Origin of the sequence: uncultured Succinatimonas sp. (assembly GCF_905203285.1) — a bacterium.
Taxonomy (GTDB): domain Bacteria; phylum Pseudomonadota; class Gammaproteobacteria; order Enterobacterales; family Succinivibrionaceae; genus Succinatimonas.
Genome location: NZ_CAJKVK010000136.1, coordinates 1 through 2,971, shown reverse-complemented (window position 1 = coordinate 2,971; position 2,971 = coordinate 1). Strand labels below are relative to the sequence as shown.

Sequence of the window (2,971 nt, the reverse complement as noted above, 5' to 3'; positions counted from 1 at the left end):
GTCGCCATCTTTAAGTTTAATTTTTCTCCTTCTATTATCACAATATTTTGAGGAATTGATGTTATAGCACACGTATAAAAATATGTTACTAATAATGTTAGTATTAATGAAGCTTTTAGCAATCTTCTTTTCATTGTTGTTCTAATTCCTTTCTCATATATACTCTTTTTCATACAGCAAAAAATAGCAAATAAATAAAAATTTATCTGCTATTATTCTGTCCAATTATTTAATTTTTTATTTAATTATTTGAAGATTGTGTAGTAGAGTATTGTTTCATCAACCAGTTGTAATAATTGAATGGTTCAATTGTTTCTGGCTCTCCATAATCAACTCCATAAGTTTCAACTCTTATGCTTGTTATTTTGGGTTCATCTACCGGTTTGTCTTGTCCATCTGCATTGCTTTCTCTTGTAACTACTTCTACATTTGCAATTGCATCAACAACATCCAGTCCTTCTATAACCTCACCAAATCCTGCATATAATCCATTTATATTATCATTATCTGCATTCATAATAAAGAATTGCGAATCTGCTGAATTATAACCATTTTTTGTTAGAGAACTACTTACGTTACTGTAATCTGCCCTTGCCATGGCAATTACACCTTTTTTCATTTTCAAAGTGTTTTTACTATAATCATTTGCTATAAACTCACCTTTTATTGCATATGTTTCTGTTGTAGAGCCTTCATCTTTAATATCACTTATTGTAGGAGCTCCTTTGCCATCACCATCTTTAGAACCACCTTGAATCATGAAATCTGGAACTGTTCTATGGAAAGTTTTTCCGTCATAATATCCGCGGTTTGCAAGTGTTATAAAGTTTGCAACTGTGTTTTGGGCAATATCTGGATATAATTCTACTTTTATTGTTCCAAAGTTTTCAACTTCAATTGTTGCAACTGGATTTTGTACAGTTCTAGTTAATTTTTGATAATATCCATATCCTAAAAATCCAATTCCAACTATTGCTGCAATTATAATTATTATTAGTATTATTTTTTCAAAATTTTTCATTTAATTTATTGATTTACAGGCTCATTTTTATAAGCCTATATATGCCTGTGACGATAGTTATAGAAAAAGAGCGGCGGAACTGCAATTCCTAAAGCAATGGCCAATAAGATTGCCGCACAACGCGTACCCGAATGCATTAATGTAAAAACATAGTGATAAAAAGCTGCGTCATCAATGCTTTCCACCATTGATATAAAAGAAATTAAAGCATTGTAAGCATCAAATCCCGGGATAAGCGCGATGATACTGGCAACGGTAAAGACCGGACGCGGAATTTTAAGCTTGGGCCCCACATAAATAAAAATTAAAGAAACCGCAGCGCAGGCGATAAAAGTAGCGATCACAATTTCAATGCCTGCACCTATAACAAGACCTGAGCGCAGACACCTGGTTACGGCACCTCCTGCAGCTACATAAGGAAGGCATTTTAACGGAACGGCAAACAGCATAGCAAAAGCAGGTGCAATGAATCCTGCAGCTACCGTTTCAAGTACTATACGCGACCAAATTTCATCAAAAAACATCACAGCTGCTCCCAAAGCGGACTGTATACCAAGTACACGGTTCCGATTAAACCTATGGCTGCTGCCATAATAAGTACGCTTGCATTGATAAGGCGGCTTATCCCTACATCCATATAACCTTTAAACACATCAAGAAAACCGTTCATGAACGGAAAACCCGGGACTAAAAGCAAAGTGGTAGCCATTACCGCAATTGAAAGTTCATTTGTCGGCAGATGCATCAGACATTTGGCCACAAGCAGTGTAAACGTACTGCCGCAAAAGGCCGACACCGTAAACGCAAAGCATTCAAAAAAACCGCGACTTAGCAAAAAGAAGCGCAAGGACATTAAAACAAGACCGCCGCAGAAGGTAGCTGCCATGACGGCTAAATTACCGCCGTTTAAAAAAGCAAAAGCACTTGATGCGGCGGCTTCAATAAAAATTAAAAGCCGTTTGCCGTAGGTTTTAGCTTTAACTGCGTTAATTTCCTGTAAAATTTCTTGTAAATTTTTTAATTTTCCGTTTTTTACGCGCAGGCATATTTGATGCAGTTCGGTAAGAGCGCCCATATTAATACCGAAAGCGCTTATCTCGGCAAATTCAATAACCTGTTCTTGACCCTCAAAAATCTTGACCGTAATGCCGGTGCGTGTCAGGGCAAGATCGATTTTTGAAAGTCCTAAATCCACAGCCATTTCTTTAACCGACTGCACAATAAGCCGGGTTTCTGCACCGTAAAGGGCAAGGTTCTTACCTAAAGTACACAAAACCTCACCTTTTTTTGCTAAATTCAAATTATTCATCAATTTACGGCAAGGAGACCTCCGCTTCTTAAGCTGGGGAGGAATTGCCGTCCTCCGTTTTTCTGATTACGGTTAAATAGGCTCTGCGTCTCTCAAGAAGCCGGAGCTTTCTGCAGCTTATTCCTGCTAAGATACGGGTGCCGTCAAGTTTGCGCACATCAAAATAGCCGTTGGCCCGGCGTCCGAAGATAAAGCCGGTTACTCCTTTGTGCTGCACCTTATCAAAGAGGCGGAAGCATTGCGGCATCAAGCCCCCGCCTCTTTAGGCGAGGGTAGTTGACTTTCAGCCTAACGATAAACGCACTCACCTGAATCTATGCTCTCGTTACGCTTTTTGATCTCATGAGCCCAAACCAGTTCTTTATAGGAACCATCATTATTTTGCTGATAGATATACATCGGGCAATCACCGACACCTTTGGCAAAAATATCATTCTTATCATTCCACGATGCTTCCATAGTGGCAAAAGCAGCTGATCCTGAAAGCAACAATGCGCAAAGCAAGCAAAATTTCTGCATAAACACCTCGAAAATCCATCGAAAATAAAGAAAACTATCTTGAATAACACCTTATTTTATAAGGCAATTCAAAATTTCGGCTGTGAATTATACAAATTTTTGTGACGCAGATCGATCTAATT

At 38.2% G+C, this 2,971-nt stretch carries 5 protein-coding genes; all 5 read right to left on the bottom strand.

Annotated features, from left to right (window positions below):
• Positions 1-241: 241 nt before the first annotated feature.
• The 5 genes from QZ019_RS09590 to QZ019_RS09570 are packed head-to-tail and all read right to left on the bottom strand — an operon-like array spanning position 242 to position 2,849.
• A complete protein-coding gene (locus tag QZ019_RS09590; protein WP_295484584.1) occupies positions 242-1,021 on the bottom strand; it encodes a peptidylprolyl isomerase in 780 nt (259 codons plus the stop codon).
• 35 nt (positions 1,022-1,056) lie between these two features.
• Positions 1,057-1,545, bottom strand: a complete 489-nt coding sequence (locus QZ019_RS09585; protein ID WP_295484582.1) for a threonine/serine exporter family protein — start codon at positions 1,543-1,545, stop codon at positions 1,057-1,059.
• Complete coding sequence (locus QZ019_RS09580) at positions 1,545-2,330, bottom strand: threonine/serine exporter family protein (RefSeq protein WP_295484580.1); 786 nt, start codon at positions 2,328-2,330, stop codon at positions 1,545-1,547. Before QZ019_RS09580 ends, QZ019_RS09585 begins: the two co-directional genes overlap by 1 nt.
• Positions 2,331-2,358: 28 nt before the next feature.
• Entirely contained in the window at positions 2,359-2,577 is a 219-nt protein-coding gene (locus QZ019_RS09575; RefSeq protein ID WP_295484578.1) for a hypothetical protein, read from the bottom strand.
• Positions 2,578-2,618: 41 nt separating this feature from the next.
• Positions 2,619-2,849 carry a hypothetical protein gene (locus QZ019_RS09570; RefSeq protein ID WP_295484576.1) on the bottom strand — a complete coding sequence of 77 codons (231 nt, stop codon included), beginning with the start codon at positions 2,847-2,849 and terminating at the stop codon, positions 2,619-2,621.
• Positions 2,850-2,971 lie beyond the last annotated feature (122 nt).

Bases quoted from the DNA above. Each gene is read 5' to 3' on its own strand.
- QZ019_RS09590 (WP_295484584.1), bottom strand. From the start codon at position 1,021: ATGAAAAATTTTGAAAAAATAATACTAATAATAATTATAATTGCAGCA.
- QZ019_RS09585 (WP_295484582.1), bottom strand. From the start codon at position 1,545: ATGTTTTTTGATGAAATTTGGTCGCGTATAGTACTTGAAACGGTAGCT.
- QZ019_RS09580 (WP_295484580.1), bottom strand. From the start codon at position 2,330: ATGAATAATTTGAATTTAGCAAAAAAAGGTGAGGTTTTGTGTACTTTA.
- QZ019_RS09575 (WP_295484578.1), bottom strand. From the start codon at position 2,577: ATGCCGCAATGCTTCCGCCTCTTTGATAAGGTGCAGCACAAAGGAGTA.
- QZ019_RS09570 (WP_295484576.1), bottom strand. From the start codon at position 2,849: ATGCAGAAATTTTGCTTGCTTTGCGCATTGTTGCTTTCAGGATCAGCT.